Here is a 14,600-nt window from a genome sequence, read left to right as displayed (position 1 = left end):
CGAACGCCCCGGCAAGTCAGCCGTTGCGCGTGAACCGCGCGATGAAGAACCCGTCGCACCCCCCCGGCATCGTCGACGGCAGGATGCGCGTGTATCGCTCCCCGCCCGCGATCGACGGCGGGGCGTTCGCATAGTCCGACCGCTCGCCCAGAAACCGATCCGCCTGTTCCTCCCCTTCCGCACGCTCCAGCGAGCATGTAGCGTAGACGAGGACGCCGCCCGGCCGGACCCACTCCGCCGCGCGCGCGAGCAGCCGCGCCTGGACCTCCGCCATCTCGGCAACGAACCGCGGATGCGCGCGGTGGAGCACGTCCGGATGTCGCCGGAAGATGCCCGTCGCGCTGCACGGCGCATCGACCAACACTGCGTCCACCAGGGCGTCCGGCTCCCAGGTCAGCACATCGCCCAGCGCCACCTCCGCCACCAACCCGCACCGCACAAAATTCTCGCGAAGTCGCGCCAGACGACTTTCCGACTGGTCGACCGCGACCACGTCCCACCCCGCCGCCGCGAGCTGGAGTGCCTTGCCCCCGGGCGCCGCGCACAGGTCGAGCACGCGGCCGGGCGGGCGGTCGCCCCATCCCTCCAGCAGCGCGCGCACGGGGAGCGAGGCCGACCAGTCCTGCACCCACCACGCGCCTTCGGTATAGCCGGGCAACTCCACCACCGCCGCGCGCGCGGGGAGCCGCACATGGCCGGGGCCGAAGCTCTCGCCTCCCAGCCGCTCCGCCCATTCCGCCGTAGCCCCGGGCCGGGCGAGCGTCAGGTCCAGCGGCGGCGACTCCGCGATCGCGCGCCGCGCGGCAAGGACGGCATCCTCGCCCCAGTCTCGCGTCCAGCGATCGGCGACGTCGGCGGGAAGGTTGGGCGGATCGGGAAGAACGGCCTTCGCCCGCATTACCGCCCCGAACACACCGTGCACCAGTTTGCGCGGGCCGCCATCGACGAGCGGCAGCACCGTCGCGATCGCCGCATGCGGGGGCGTTCCCAGCACCAACGCCTGCCCCAGCGCGATCCTGAGCGCGGTCCGCGCCTTGGCGTCATCGGGCAACCGCCGCGCGGTCGCCCCGTCGATCAGCGCGTCCAGATCGGGCAGGCGCCGCAGCACCGTTGCCGCGATCATATGCGCGAGCGCCCGGTCGGGCCCGCGCACCGCGTTCGTCGCCCCCGCAAGCGCCGCCTCGAGCGGGCGTCCCTGGCGCAGCACCGCGTCGAGGAGCTTCAACGCGGCGCGCCGCGCGGGTAATCCGGGAACGTCGTCGGACAGGTAGCGGGAGGGTTGCGGTAGGGTCATGCACCTCCGATCTGGAGTGAAGCAGCGCCACGCGCAACCGGAGCCGTACCCATGAGCAAGCGTCCCGACCACCTGAAGCCCCCCGCCTATCTCACCCCCAACCCGCCCGTCCCCCAGCCGGAGGAGGTCGCCGAGCCCGAGCACGACCCTATGGGCAAGAACCCCGTCCGCTACGGCGACTGGGAGCATAAGGGCATCGCGATTGACTTTTGAATAAAGCCCTCTCCCGCTTTTGCGGGAGTGTCGGGTTGGTCATGCCCCCGGCATGACCAACCCGACACTGGTGGCCGAGCGCAGCGAGGTCGGGTGAGGGCAGTTTCCGGAAAGGTCCGGCCCTCACCCTCGCGCTCACGCGCCTGTCCCTCTCCCGCGAAAGCGGGAGAGGGTATCAATTACCCCTCGTCCCGGAGCGGCCGCGCCAGCAGCGCCTCGACCACCGCGCGCACGTCCTCGCCGCCGAGCAGCCGCACCACCGCGTCCGTCACCGGCATGTCCACGCCAGCGTCGCGCGCCGCCTCCGCCAGGACGGGCGCCGTGAACGCCCCCTCCGCCACGGTCCGCCGGTCGGCAAGCAGTTCCGTCGCCGCCCTGCCCCGCCCGAGCCCGACCCCGAGCGAGAAGTTCCGCGAACTCGTCGACGAACAGGTGAGCACCAGGTCGCCCAGTCCCGACAATCCGCTCAGGGTCGCGACCTTCGCCCCCCTGGCCAGCCCGAACCGCGTCATCTCCGCGAACCCCCGCGCGATCACCGCCGCGCGCGCGTTCTGGCCCAGCCCCGCGCCCTCTACCACGCCGCACGCGACGGCGAGCACGTTCTTCACCGCCCCGCCGATCTCCGCGCCGACCACGTCCTCCGACCCGTAGGGGCGGAAGCTGGGTGAGGCGAGGCGCGCGCCCAGCGCCGCGCGCACCCCGGCATCGGCGCAGGCCAGCGTCACCGCCGTCGGCTTGCCCGCGGCGACCTCGTGCGCGAAGGTCGGTCCCGACAGCACCGCCACCGGCGCGCCCGGCCGCACTTCCTGCGCGACCTCGCCGACGAGCAGCTTGCTCCCCGCCTCGATCCCCTTGGCGCACAGCACCAGCGGCGCGTCGCCTGCGGGCAGCGCCGCCAGCACGCCGCGTACATGCTGCGCGGGCGCGACCACCAGCAGCGCCTCGCACTCGCCAAGCTCCTCCAGCGACCCCGTCGCGCGGATCGACTCCGCCAGCGGCACCCCGGGCAGGAACGCTCCGTTGAGGCGCGCGCCGTTGATCCCCGCCACCACCTCTGGCTCGCGCGCCCACAGCACGACCGGCTCGGTCCCGCCCCGCGCCGCCACCTGCGCCAATGCGGTGCCCCACGCCCCGCCGCCGATCACCCCGATCTTCACGCCTTCACCCCCGCCCCGCGCACCGGCTCCGCCGTCGGATCGAGCGGCCAGCGCGCCCGCGCGGGCGCATCCAGCGGATCGACCAGCCCCGCCGCGAACCGCTCCGCCCCGGCCCACGCGATCATCGCCGCGTTGTCGGTGCACAGCCATCCCGGCGGCGCGATGAAGGGCAGGCCGCGCTCCGCCGCCAGCACTTCGAGCGCGCTCCGCACCGCCGCATTCGCCGCCACGCCGCCCGCGACCACCAAGGCGGTCACGCCCGGCGACGCGTCCAGCGCCCGCGCGGTCCGGTCGATGAGGCAATCGACCACCGCCGCCTGGAACGAGGCCGCGAGATCCTCCGCCGAATGCGCGCCCGCCGCCCGCGCCACCGCGCTCTTCAGCCCCGCGAAAGAGAAATGCGGCTCGGCCGACCCTTTCAACGGCCGCGGCAGCGGCACCGCGCGGGGATCGCCCGCCAGCGCCGCCCGCTCCACCGCAGGCCCGCCGGGAAAGCCCAGCCCCAGGATCTTGGCGGTCTTGTCGAACGCCTCCCCCACCGCGTCATCGATCGTGGTGGCGAGCCGCCGGTACCGCCCGACCCCCTCCACGCGCAGCAGCTGGCAATGCCCCCCCGACACCAGCAGCAGCAGATACGGAAATCCCAACCCCGGATCGACCAGCCGCGGCGACAGCGCGTGCCCCTCCAAGTGGTTGACCGCGACCAGCGGCTTGCCCGCCGCATGCGCCAGCGCCTTGCCCGTCACCAGCCCGACCATCACGCCGCCGATCAGCCCCGGCCCCGCCGTCGCCGCGACCGCGTCCACATCCGCGAGCGTCAACCCGGCGTCGTCGAGCGCGGCGACGATCAGCGGCTCCAGCGCCTCCACGTGCGCGCGCGCCGCGATCTCGGGCACCACGCCGCCATAGGGCCGGTGCGCCGCCTCCTGCCCCAGGAGCCGGTGCGCCAGCACCTCGCGTTCGTCGGTCACGAGCGCGGCGGCGGTCTCGTCGCAGGAGGATTCCAGGCCCAGCACGATCATAGGATCACCCTACCCTCCCCCGCGCCGCTTGTCGAAGCGGTCTCCCCAGGCCTAAGCGCCCGGCATGCCCCCGTTCCGCCTCGGCACCCGCGGCTCGCCGCTCGCGCTCACCCAGGCGCGCATGGTCGCCGACGCGCTCGCGGCCGCGCACGGCTGGTCGCCCGACCGGATCGAGACGGTGGTGATCCGCACCACCGGCGACCGCATCCAGGACCGCCCCTTGGCCGAGATCGGCGGCAAGGCGCTGTGGACGCGCGAGCTCGATCGCGCGCTGCTGGCCGGCGAGATCGACGCGTGCGTGCATTCGATGAAGGACGTGGAGACGCTCCGCCCCCCGGACTTTCTCATCGCCGCCACCCTGCCCCGCGCCGACGTGCGCGACCGCCTCGTCGGCGCGGAGTCGATCGAGGCGATCCCACGCGGCGCGACCGTCGGCACCAGCTCGCCCCGCCGCCGCGCGCAGCTGTTGGCGCGGCGCCCCGACCTCCGCATCGTCCCCATTCGCGGCAACGTCGACACCCGCTTGGCCAAGCTCGCGGCCGGGGAGGTCGACGCGACGATGCTCGCGGCCGCCGGGCTCGACCGGCTCGGCCGGCCGGAGGTGGGCGTCGCGATATCCACCGACATCATGCTCCCCGCTCCCGCGCAAGGCGCGGTCGGTATCGAGATCCGCGCCGAGGACGCGCGCGCGGCCGGGGTCGTTTCCGCGATCGATCACGCCGACACCCACCGTTGCGTGCTCGCCGAGCGCGCGCTGCTCGCCGCGCTCGGGGCCGATTGCCATTCCCCCGTCGCCGCGCTCGCGAGCCTCATCGGCGCGTCCCTCCACCTCCGCGCGTCGCTCCTCTCCGCAGACGGCGAGGAGCAGGCGTGCGGCGCGGCGGAGGGCGGGAACGCGGATCTAGGCGCGCAACTCGCCGCCGACCTGCTCGCCCGCGCCCCGCCCGCGATCCGGCGGCTGTTCGCGACGTGAAGCTCCGCGCGGCCATTCTTCGGCCCGAGCCGGGGAATGCGCGAACCGCCGAGCGCGCCGCCGAGCGCGGGTTCGACGTCATGCGTCTGCCGCTGTTCGCCGTCCGCCCTCTCGCCTGGACCCCGCCGGACCCGGACGGTTTCGACGCGCTGCTCCTGACCAGCGCATCGGCGGCGCGCCACGCCGGGCCGGGGCTGGCGGCGCTGGAACGCTTGCCGGGGATCGCGGTGGGCGAGGGCACGGCCGCGGCGGCGCGGGCGGCGGGACTGACGATCGCCGTCATCGGCGACGGTGATGTGACGACCGCGCTCGCGGCGGCGCGAGGGCGCGGGCTGGGCCGCCCCCTCCATCTCGCCGGGCGCGATCGGATGCCCGACCTTGCCGGCGTGACGGCGATATCGGTCTATGCCAGCGACCCGGTCCCGATCGCAGCGGGCGCGACCCGCCTGTTGGCCGATGGCTGGACCGCGCTCCTCCACTCGCCCCGCGCCGCCCGGCGGCTGGCGGAGATCGTCGACCGCGATGCGATCCCGCGCGCCTCCATCACGCTCGCGGCGCTCAGCCCGGCGGTGCTCGCCGCTGCCGGCGAAGGCTGGCGACACGCCGTCGTCGCCACCCGCCCCACCGACGCCGCGCTGTTGGACCTGCTCGGTCCCCGTCGCGATTGACGGGGGCTGACCGGGCGGGGATAAGCGGCGCGATGGAGTATCGCTCGCCGATCGACATGCGTTCGCGCCCGCAGTTCGGCATCATCGGCCTCCTATTCGTCCTGACCTTCCTCGCCGGGTTAGCGGTCGCCGCCTGGGGGGCGCGACGTTTCGACTGGTTCGCCCCCGACCGTGCCCCAGAAACGGCCGCCCGGTCCACCGCGCCCGCCGTCGCGCAACCTCTTCGGCCGGCGGCGCCCATGCCCGCCGACGATCTCGCCACGCTCACCTCCCGCGAGGCGAGGCTGGACGCGCAACTCACCGCCCTGGAGGAGCGCGTGGCCGCGACCGCCGGCGATGCCGCCCAGGCGGGCGCGCAGGCGGGCAGGGCCGAGGCGCTGCTCCTGACGGTCGCCGCACGGCGGCTGATCGATCGCGGCCTTCCGCTCGGGACCACCGGAGAGCGGCTCCGCGAGCGGTTCGACGGAACGAACGCCCGCGCGGTCGAGATCGTCGCGGCCGCCGCGCGCGAGCCGGTGACGCTGGAGGATCTTCGCCTGGGCCTCGACGCGATCGCGCCCGAACTCCAGACCCGATCGCGGGGCGACGTATGGCGTGCGCTCCGCCGCGAGCTGGGCGAACTCGTGGTGCTCCGCCGCGCGGACTTTCCCCGCTCGCTCCCTGTGGAACGTCTCGCGCGCGCAAGGCGGCTGCTCGATGGCGGGCAGGTGGAGGCGGCGCTGGTCGAGACGCGGACGCTGCCGGGCGCGGACCGGGCGGGAAAGTGGCTGGCGGCGGCGGGGCGATATGTGGAGACGCGCCGCGCCCTGGACGCGCTGGAGGATGCGGCCGTGACGCCGCCGGTCGCGATGGCGATCGCTCGCGTACCCCCGCGGTAAATCGGTGGAACCGACCGTCTTCCAATCCTCGGAAAGGCGAACTATCGCAGCTCCGCCGATGCCGCCCCGCTCACGAGCGGTCTGGCGGCCCGGATAAGTTCATACCGGCCGTGATATCTTGCTCGTCGCCATCCGGAAGATGGCGCGCGCGCGCCGGCGAAGGCAAACCAGACCAGCCCGCCGGAGGCGACGGGGACCTTGCGGTCGAGCACGACCGCGCCGTCCGGCCCGGTGATCAGGAAACGCTGGAGGTCGCGCGGTTCCGCCCCCGCAACCTCGGCCCACAGGATCAGCGGTCGGTCGGGCGCGAGCACACCGTCTACGCTTGCGGGCGTCGGCCGCGCCGAACCGGCCACGCGTGAACCGAACCCCATCCCGATCAGCGCGGCGGGCCTGTAGGCGAGCGCCGCCGCGGCGCGCGCGTCCCACATCGTCGCACCCGCCGCGCCGCACCGCGTCGTCAACGACAGCCCGGTGAACGGATCGATTTTCACGCCCGCCCGACGCACACTGAAATGAAGGTGCGGGTATTCGGTCACCCCCGACAGGCCCACGGCGCCGATCGGCTCGCCCGCGCGGAGGCGCCGGCCGGGGCGGACGCGCACGCTGCCTTGGCGCAGGTGGCTATATTGCGTCTCCCAGCCACCGCCATGACCGATCACCACGCCATTGCCGGCATCGCGCCCGCCGGTCGAGCCGCGCTCGAATACGCTTCGATCGGGCTCCCCGTCACGTGCCCGGATCACCGTGCCGTCGGCGGCCGCGAGCACCGCGACACCGCGCGCCACGACATCATCGCCGCGCGGGCGGAAATCGACGCCGTCATGCCCGTCCGTCGTCATCCGTCCGCATCGATGATCGGCGCGACCCGGACCCGGATCCGCGTCCGGCAATTTCTGGATCAGGCAGTCGCGCCCGACCTCGCAGGCGATCGGCTGAACGAGCCGCGGCACGGGTGCGCCTGACGGTGTCGCTTGGATCGGCAGGAGCGCCGCCGCCATCAGGATCGAGGCACGCATCGACGTTCCTCAAACGAACTTGATCATGTCGTAGCCCGCCAGTCCCTGGGAGAATCCGTTCACCTCATCGACGCTCGTCGCCATCAGCTGCGCGAGCAGCCCGTGCGATATGTCGGGCAGGGTCACGCTTCCCGATGCACCGAAACGCAGCGTCATCATGCCCGCGTCGAGGTCGAAGGTGACGATGATCTCCTCCTCGGCCAGTTCGGGATCGTCCACGTCGAAGATGATGGTGTCGCGGTTGTTGGGGCCGAAGGCGACGATGCGGTCGTCGCCGAACGGGACGGTCGCATCGAAGACGAACCGGTCCTTGCCGACCCCGCCCGACAGGAGGTCGTCGCCCGCCCCGCCATGCAGCCAATCGTTGCCGTCGCCCCCGCGCAATATGTCGTCGCCGCCGCCGCCGAAGAGGAGGTCGTCGCCCGCTCCGCCGTTCACCATGTCGTCGCCCTCGCCGCCGTCCGCCCAGTCCGAGCCGGCGCCGCCGTCCAGGATGTCGCGCCCGCCGTCGCCGACTAGCCGATCGGCGCCATCGCCCCCATGCAGCTCGTCATCGTCCTCACCGCCGGAAAGCGTATCATCCCCGGTTCCCCCGACCAGCCGATCCAGGCCCGCGCCACCGCGCAACCGATCGTCGCCGCCGCCGCCGTCGAGCCCGTCGTCGCCCGCTCCTCCATCAACCAGGTCGCCGCCATCGCCGCCCCGAAGAAGATCGGCGCCCTCGCCGCCGTCGAGCAGGTCATTCCCGTCGCCGCCGTCGAGGAAATCGTCGCCGATACCCCCGTCGAGCGTGTCGTTTCCGGCCCCGCCGAACAAGCCGCCGGCCAGTGCTTCGCCGGGTCCGCCACCCGGCGCATCCCGCTCCGCGACGCTCGGCCCGCCGCCGTCGTGCCCGGCCCCGCCATCCAGGAAATCGTCACCGTCCCCGCCCAGGAGCAGGTCGCGCCCCGTGCCGCCGGACAGCCGGTCGTTCCCGGCCTCACCGTCGAGTCGGTCGGCACCCGCGCCGCCATCGAGCACATCGTCGCCCTCGCCGCCGAACAATGCATCGAGCCCCGCTCCGCCCACCAACCGGTCGTCGTCGTCCGCGCCGTCGAGCACGTCGTCGCCCATGCCGCCGTCGAGGCGGTCCGCTCCGGCCATGCCGCGAAGGGAGTCGGGGCCCTCCTCCCCCTCGATGATATCGTCGCCCGCGTCGCCGAGCAGGTAATCGGCACCGCCGCCGCCATGCAGGACGTCGTCGCCTTCCCCGCCGTCGAGGAAGTCGTCGAAGCGCGATCCTTCCAACCGGTCGGCGCCTTCGCCCGACAGGATGGTGACGGCTTCCGCCGAACGAAGCGTATCGTCGCCGGGGGTGCCGGCCAGCTCGCGCCGATCGGGCTGTTCGATGTCGGACTCCTCGGTCGGGGTGTCCTCCGGCAGGTTCGGATCGGGAGGCAGGGGTGGATCGGTGGGGAGTATCGGATCGACGACCGGCCCGCCGCCGGCCCCGCCCGATCCCGATCCCGACCCGGTGCCTGGATCGGGATCGCCCTTTCCGATGTCGGTCGGGCCGGGCCCGATCGTTCCGGTTCCGCCCGCGCCGGGATCGGAGCCGGCGCTCCCGACCCCGTCACCGCCCCGGTCGGGTGCCGTCTCGCCACCCGTTCCCCCGCGAGGCGGTCCGTCGTCCGGCCGAGCCGCCGGCCGCGAGTCGTCAAGGTCGCCGGGCGCGTTCGTCGCGTCGTCGCCCACCAGGCCGGCTCCTCCGCTCGGACCCTCGACCACCGGACCGATGGGGTCGGGAACGGACGGACCACCGACGATCGATCCGATATCCGGCGGCGTGGGAGGAATTTCCTGATCATCGAGCGATGTCCCGCCGTCACCCTTTTCGTCCGACGTGATGGGGAACTCATCCGGCATGTCATCGGCGACACCCGGTTCCGCTCCGGGCTCTTCGGGCGGCTCGGTCTCGTCGGGTCCGTCGGGCATCGACGGCACCGCATCGGGCATCGAACCGCTCGGACCGGGCGCATGGGGATAGGTGACCAGCGACGCGGTTCCCCGCACGACCGGCGTCGACGGATCCGGCGGTGCGCCCGGAAAGGGCGCGGAACCGGGAACAGGGTCGGGAGCCGCCGGGAGCGACGCCAAGGTGGACGTGACAGCGGGTGATCGCCCCCTGGTCACGATTGGTCTGTCCGTGACGCCCACCAGGGTGAGCAACGTCACCGGACCGACCTGGATCGGGTCGGTCGTCATATCGCATCATATCTCTGCTCCCGAAGCATTTTGAACGCCGCTTCGGTTGTTTACGCGTGTCATACGTGCCGCGCGGTGAGAGATTGATACGTCGGGCCGATCCTCGACATTCCCCCTTGGGGACAGACTGCACGGAAAAAGGGGGACGGATGGCGATCCATCCGTCCCCAGTCGCAGAGGTCCGCCCGGCTTTCCCGATACGAAAGGAGATTAGGATCGGTAGACCGGGTGAACTCGATCAGGTGAACTGGATCATGTCGTAGCCGGCATTACCCTGGCTGTAGCTGTTGATCGCATCCACCGAGTCGTAGAACCCGCCTGCCGCCAACTCCAGATTGAAGACGTCGGCTCCCGCCCAGAAGTCCTCCAGCATCACCGAGCCGTTGGCACCCGTGATCATCACGTCGAGCGAGTCGAAGTCCCCATCGAAATTGCCCGTCTCGACGGTGAGGTCGGTGGCGGGGTCGAAACCGCTGTCCACGTCGAACACCACCGTATCGCGGTTGGTCAGGCTGAAGTCCCGCCCGGTGTTATCCGGCGCCTGCACGACGTCGTCGCCATAGCCCGCGCTCGTCCCGGTCTCGTCATACAGGAACAGGTCCTTGCCCGCGCCGCCGGACAGGGTGTCGTCGCCCGTTCCGCCGGTCAGGATGTCGTTGCCGTTCTCGCCTTCGATGTCGTCGTCGCCGGCTCCGCCCAGCAACGTGTCATTGCCGGTATCGCCGAACAGGGTGTCATTATCGGCGCCGCCGTCGATGAAGTCGTTGTTGCCGCCGCCTTGGATGACGTCGTTGCCGGCTTCACCATAAAGGAAGTCGCGCCCGCCCGTGGCGGCTCCGATCGAGTCGAAACGGTCGTCGCCGGAGATGAAGTCGTTGCCGGTGCCGCCGAAGATTGTGTCGCCGCCCAGATCGCCGGCAAGGTTGTCGGCTCCGGCACCGCCGGAAATGAAGTCGTTGCCGACGTTGCCGTTGATCAGGTCGGCGCCGTCTTCGCCATACAGCGCGTCGTTGCCGACCCCTCCGGTGATGACGTCGCCGTCCGCTCCGCCGAAGATCGTGTCGGCACCGTCATCGCCGCTCAGTATGTCGGCGCCGGTACCGCCGAAGATCGTGTCGTTGCCGTCGTCACCGAAGACGGTGTCGTTGCCCGCGTCGCCCGACAGCGTATCGTTGCCGCCGTCGCCGTTGATCAGGTCGGCACCGTTGCCGCCCGAAATGGTGTCGTCGTCGTCGGCGCCGTCATCCGCCGGATCGGCGAACGGATCGCCGTTGCCGCGGATCACGTCGTTGTCGTCGCCGCCGGACAGCACGTCGTTGCCCAGGCCGCCCGCGATCCTGTCCTCGCCGGCCTCGCCGCTCACGTTGTCGGCACCGTCGTCGCCGTTCAGCACGTCGTCGCCGGCACCACCGAACACCGTATCGTTGTCGGCCCCGGCCTGGACGAAGTCGTTGCCGATGCCTCCGCGGATCAGGTCCTCGCCCGCATCGCCGTTGAGCTCGTCATTGCCCGCGTCGCCGTCGAGCACGTCGTTGCCCTCGCCGCCGTCCAGTTGGTCGTCGTCGTCGCCGCCGGACACCACGTCGTCGCCGTCGTCGCCATAGAGCAGGTCGGCGCCCGCATTGCCCGCGATGACGTCGTTACCGCCCTGGCCGTAGACCTGGTCGTCGCCGGCGCCGGCCGTGATCACGTCGGCCTGGCCCTCACTGGGATCGTACTCGCCATCGAGGTTGTAGGCGAAGAACGGGTCGCTTTCGCGCCCGCCGTCGGCGTTCAGGCCGTTGCCGGTCCCCATGCGGAGCGAGCTGGTCGCGCCAAAGCTATGACCGTTATCGCCGAAGATGATGTCGGCGCCGTCGCCGCCGTTCAGCACGTCGGCCCCGACCACGTTCAGGCCGCCTTCGATATAGTCGTCGCCCGAGTCGCCGTTGACCACGTCGGCCCCGGCCTGGCCATACAGGTCGTCCGCGCCCGTGCCGCCGTTGATCGTGTCGTTGCCGTCGCCGCCGACCGCGCGGTCGTCGCCCGACTGGCCGTTGAGGAGGTCGTTGCCCGCGCCGCCGGCGAGGAAGTCGTCGCCGCCCCCGCCCCATGCGGTGTCGTTGCCCGCGCCGCCGAACAGCGAGTCGGCTCCGTCGCCCACCTCGTCATTGCCCGTGAAGGTCGCCATGCCGGGTCCGGTCACGACGAAGGAGGCATTGTCGCCGACCAGGACATCGTCGCCCGTGCCGCCTTCGATGCGGTCGGCGCCCCTGCGGCCGATCAACGCGTCGTTGCTGGCGTCACCATACAGATCATTGTCGAGGGTGTTACCGAAGACCCGGTCGTTCCCGCCGCCCGCGCGCACATTGTACGGCAGGTTGGCGGTGGTGTTGCTGGTCTGAAGGTCGATCACGTCGACCGCGTTGGTACCCAGGACTTGCGCGCGCGCGGTGGCGGCTTTTGGAAGAATAGGAGCAACCATGATATATTCCTTACCTGAACCACGCGGGCGCTGGGCGTCATGTCCAGCGTCCCGCAGACGGTTATTCCGTCGTTGATCCAGTTATCCGGTCCAAGCTCCGCTCAATATCCCCGCAAAGGGACGTAGGGTTGATCGTGAATATAGACTTTCATGTTGAAGGATTTTCATTCGATCGAGCTTGTACTGTCCTCAATCGGGGCTAGTCACGCGCTGGGTCCTGACCAACACGTCCTGCAACTCGCCGATTATCGCAAGTGATGTCGCGCGCGCGACGTATTCGGCACGGATCGACCGCTCCAGCACGATCCGCGCGGAGAGTAGATCGTTCTGCGCGTCGAGCACTTCGACCGTGGTTCGCGCGCCGACTTGGCTTTCCCGCTCGACGCCCATGGTGGCGTCCTCGTTGGCGGAGACCGCGACGCGCGCGGCCCCGGTGATGTCGGCGGCGGTGCGTTGGCGGTTCCAGGCGATCTGGAGGTCCCGCGCCACCTCGCGCGCGACCTGAGCGAACTGGAAACCGCGCTGTCCTTCTATGGCGCGGGCGCGGCGGATCTCGGCATATTCCTGCCCGCGTTGAAGGAACGGAATACGGGCCGCGACACCGCAGACCGGTCGCTGGGCAGTCTGTCGATGAACAGATTGGCGACCCCACCGGTCAGGTATTGGTATCCGCCGACCAGTTCGACCGACGGGGCACAGCGCTTCCTCGCCGTCTTCATGCGGTCGAGCAGCCTGGTCGAAGCGGCGAAGAGGTGCGGCCTGTCGGACGAAACGGCACGCACCTATCTGAAACGCGTCCGCGCCAAGCTCGGCGCGCCGCGGCAGATGGACCTGGCCCGCTCGGTCCACGGGCTCCTCGCCCCCAATGATCGCGGACGGCGGTTCCATTCCGATCGGAGAGGCGGCGTGACGGTGCGCGGCCAATATCGCCGGGAACGCGATCGCCGGGAACGGGGCGGACCGGGGCATGTCGCCGCGCTTTTCCGCCCCCACCGCCAGGTGGTCGGCGCGCTGGTGCTATTTTCGGGCATCGTGAACGTGCTGGCGTTGGCGATATCCCTCTTCTCCCTGCAGATCTTCGACCGCGTGCTGACCTCGCAAAGCCGCGACACCTTGTATTTCCTCACGCTCGCGGCCGTGCTGGCGATCAGGCTGAGCGCGATCTTGGACGGCGTGCGCCAGCATGTGGCGCAAGGGCTCGGCCGCTGGCTTTCGAGCCGGCTCGGCCCGGCCCTCCTCGCCAAGTCGCTCGAACAGCGGCCACAGGGCCAGCCGGGCCGCCTTGACGCGCTGCGGAACCTGTCGGTGGCGAACAATTTCCTGTCCACGCCGACGCTGTTCAGCGTCGTCGACATGATGTGGGTGCCGCTCTACCTGCTCGTGGTGTTCCTGCTCCACCCGTTGCTGGGCGTCATCGCGGGGCTGGGCGCGGCGGTGCTGTTCATTCTCGCCTTCTTGAACGAACGGGGCACGCGGGCCCGGGTGCGCGACGGCCAGGCGCTCACCACCGCCAATCTCGACTATGCCGAAAGCTTGGTCCGGAACAGCGAAGTGATCGACGCGATGGGCATGGTGGACGCGACCGTCACCCATTGGTCGGCGCGCCACCGCCAGGAATTGAGCGCGAACGCCCGGCCGCAGCGCTTCTCCGTATGGATTACGACATGGGCGCGGTTCACGCGCTACCTGGTCCAGGTCGCGCTGCTCGGCGGCGGCGCTCTCCTGGTGCTCGACCGCGAGCTCACGGGCGGCGCGATGATCGCCGAATCGATCATCGTGGCGCGGCTGCTCGCCCCCATCGAGGCGGCGATCGGCTATTGGAAGCAGTTCGTGCTCGCCCGGCAGGCGCTCGGCCGGATCGACCGGTTCATGGGGCTGCCCGCGCCCCGGCCGTCCACCATGAGCCTGCCGCGCCCGACGGGCGCCCTGGCAGTGCAGGGGGCGACCTATGTGCCGCCCGCGCTCGCCACGCCCGTGCTGCGCGGCGTGAGCTTCAAACTCCATGCGGGCGAGCTGCTGGCGCTGGTGGGGCCGTCCGCGTCCGGCAAGACGACGCTGTCGCGCCTGATCGTCGGCAACATCCGGCCGACGCAGGGCCATGTACGGCTCGACGACGCCGACGTGTTCGACTGGATGCGCGCCGATTGGGGGCCGAATGTCGGCTACCTGCCGCAGGATGTAGAGATCCTGCCCGGCACGGTCCGCGATAACATCGCGCGGTTCAACCCGGACGCGACCGACGACCAGGTCGTCGCGGCCGCCAAGCTGGCCGACTGCCACGGCATGATCATGCGCCTCGACGGCGGATACGACATGGTCCTGACCGACGGCGGTCTCCAGCTTTCGGGCGGGCAGCGACAACGCATAGCGCGGCGATCGCGTCGGGCGTGCTTCGCGCCGAAGGCGGCGGACGCCGGGTGGTGCAGCATCTGGAGGGCTGCATCGTCCGCCGCTTTCTGGTCGGCGAGGGCAGCAAGGTCGCGGCGGGCGAGATCCTGGTCGAGCTCGACGATACTCAGAGCGCGGCGCAGGACGCGGCGTTCCAATTCACCTACGACTCCCTCCTGGCTCAGGACGCGCGGCTGACGGCGGAGCGCGACGGCCAGGGGAGAGTCGCCTATCCGGCGGAGCTGCTCGCCCGGTGATCGGACCCGGAGGTCGCCAAGGT

At 71.2% G+C, this 14,600-nt stretch carries 12 protein-coding genes; 5 read left to right on the top strand and 7 right to left on the bottom strand.

From position 1 onward, the window contains the following. Positions 1–16 precede the first annotated feature (16 nt). Positions 17–1,294, bottom strand: a complete 1,278-nt coding sequence (locus ACFE71_RS03430) for an RsmB/NOP family class I SAM-dependent RNA methyltransferase (protein WP_375427413.1) — start codon at positions 1,292–1,294, stop codon at positions 17–19. A gap of 51 nt (positions 1,295–1,345) precedes the next feature. Between ACFE71_RS03430 and ACFE71_RS03425 the strand changes: the two genes are divergently transcribed. After that, positions 1,346–1,507, top strand: a complete 162-nt coding sequence (locus ACFE71_RS03425) for a DUF1674 domain-containing protein (RefSeq protein ID WP_375427412.1) — start codon at positions 1,346–1,348, stop codon at positions 1,505–1,507. Between the two features lie 179 nt (positions 1,508–1,686). On the opposite strand, the gene ACFE71_RS03420 is transcribed toward ACFE71_RS03425, so the two are convergent. Together ACFE71_RS03420 and tsaD are read right to left on the bottom strand one after the other, a co-directional pair. Then, positions 1,687–2,664: an NAD(P)H-dependent glycerol-3-phosphate dehydrogenase gene (locus ACFE71_RS03420; protein WP_375427411.1), complete on the bottom strand. Its 978-nt coding sequence runs from the start codon at positions 2,662–2,664 to the stop codon at positions 1,687–1,689. Further along, entirely contained in the window at positions 2,661–3,686 is a 1,026-nt protein-coding gene (gene tsaD / locus ACFE71_RS03415; RefSeq protein ID WP_375427410.1) for a tRNA (adenosine(37)-N6)-threonylcarbamoyltransferase complex transferase subunit TsaD, read from the bottom strand. The genes ACFE71_RS03420 and tsaD overlap by 4 nt, the downstream gene beginning before the upstream one ends. A gap of 64 nt (positions 3,687–3,750) precedes the next feature. Here tsaD and hemC point away from each other — a divergent pair, with 64 nt between their 5' ends. Genes hemC through ACFE71_RS03400 form a run of 3 tightly spaced genes read left to right on the top strand, consistent with a single transcriptional unit; the run spans position 3,751 to position 6,205 of the window. Continuing rightward, positions 3,751–4,659, top strand: coding sequence for a hydroxymethylbilane synthase (gene hemC, locus ACFE71_RS03410; protein WP_375427409.1), 909 nt, complete (start codon positions 3,751–3,753; stop codon positions 4,657–4,659). Then, positions 4,656–5,327: a uroporphyrinogen-III synthase gene (locus ACFE71_RS03405; RefSeq protein ID WP_375427408.1), complete on the top strand. Its 672-nt coding sequence runs from the start codon at positions 4,656–4,658 to the stop codon at positions 5,325–5,327. The genes hemC and ACFE71_RS03405 overlap by 4 nt, the downstream gene beginning before the upstream one ends. A 32-nt stretch (positions 5,328–5,359) precedes the next feature. Beyond that, a complete protein-coding gene (locus ACFE71_RS03400) occupies positions 5,360–6,205 on the top strand; it encodes a hypothetical protein (protein ID WP_375427407.1) in 846 nt (281 codons plus the stop codon). A gap of 41 nt (positions 6,206–6,246) precedes the next feature. Here the strand turns inward: ACFE71_RS03400 and ACFE71_RS03395 are convergent, their stop codons facing one another. The 4 genes from ACFE71_RS03395 to ACFE71_RS03380 form a co-directional block, all read right to left on the bottom strand. Beyond that, entirely contained in the window at positions 6,247–7,224 is a 978-nt protein-coding gene (locus tag ACFE71_RS03395; RefSeq protein WP_375427406.1) for a M23 family metallopeptidase, read from the bottom strand. A gap of 9 nt (positions 7,225–7,233) precedes the next feature. Continuing rightward, the gene (locus ACFE71_RS03390; protein WP_375427405.1) at positions 7,234–9,468 is read right to left on the bottom strand and encodes a hypothetical protein; all 2,235 of its coding nucleotides are present in this window, start codon (positions 9,466–9,468) and stop codon (positions 7,234–7,236) included. Between the two features lie 238 nt (positions 9,469–9,706). Continuing rightward, the gene (locus ACFE71_RS03385) at positions 9,707–11,932 is read right to left on the bottom strand and encodes a calcium-binding protein (protein WP_375427404.1); all 2,226 of its coding nucleotides are present in this window, start codon (positions 11,930–11,932) and stop codon (positions 9,707–9,709) included. A gap of 189 nt (positions 11,933–12,121) precedes the next feature. Continuing rightward, on the bottom strand, positions 12,122–12,484 hold the full coding sequence (locus ACFE71_RS03380; RefSeq protein WP_375427459.1) for a TolC family protein: 363 nt from the start codon (positions 12,482–12,484) through the stop codon (positions 12,122–12,124). Between ACFE71_RS03380 and ACFE71_RS03375 the strand changes: the two genes are divergently transcribed. Further along, positions 12,386–14,518, top strand: coding sequence for an ATP-binding cassette domain-containing protein (locus tag ACFE71_RS03375; RefSeq protein ID WP_375427458.1), 2,133 nt, complete (start codon positions 12,386–12,388; stop codon positions 14,516–14,518). The two genes, ACFE71_RS03380 and ACFE71_RS03375, sit on opposite strands and share 99 nt — an antisense overlap. The last annotated feature ends 82 nt before the right edge of the window (positions 14,519–14,600 follow it).

Origin of the sequence: uncultured Sphingomonas sp. (assembly GCF_964237155.1) — a bacterium.
In the GTDB taxonomy this organism is placed as follows: Bacteria; Pseudomonadota; Alphaproteobacteria; order Sphingomonadales; family Sphingomonadaceae; genus Sphingomonas.
Note: the sequence above shows the minus strand (reverse complement) of the source record. Positions and strands in the feature narration are given on the sequence as shown.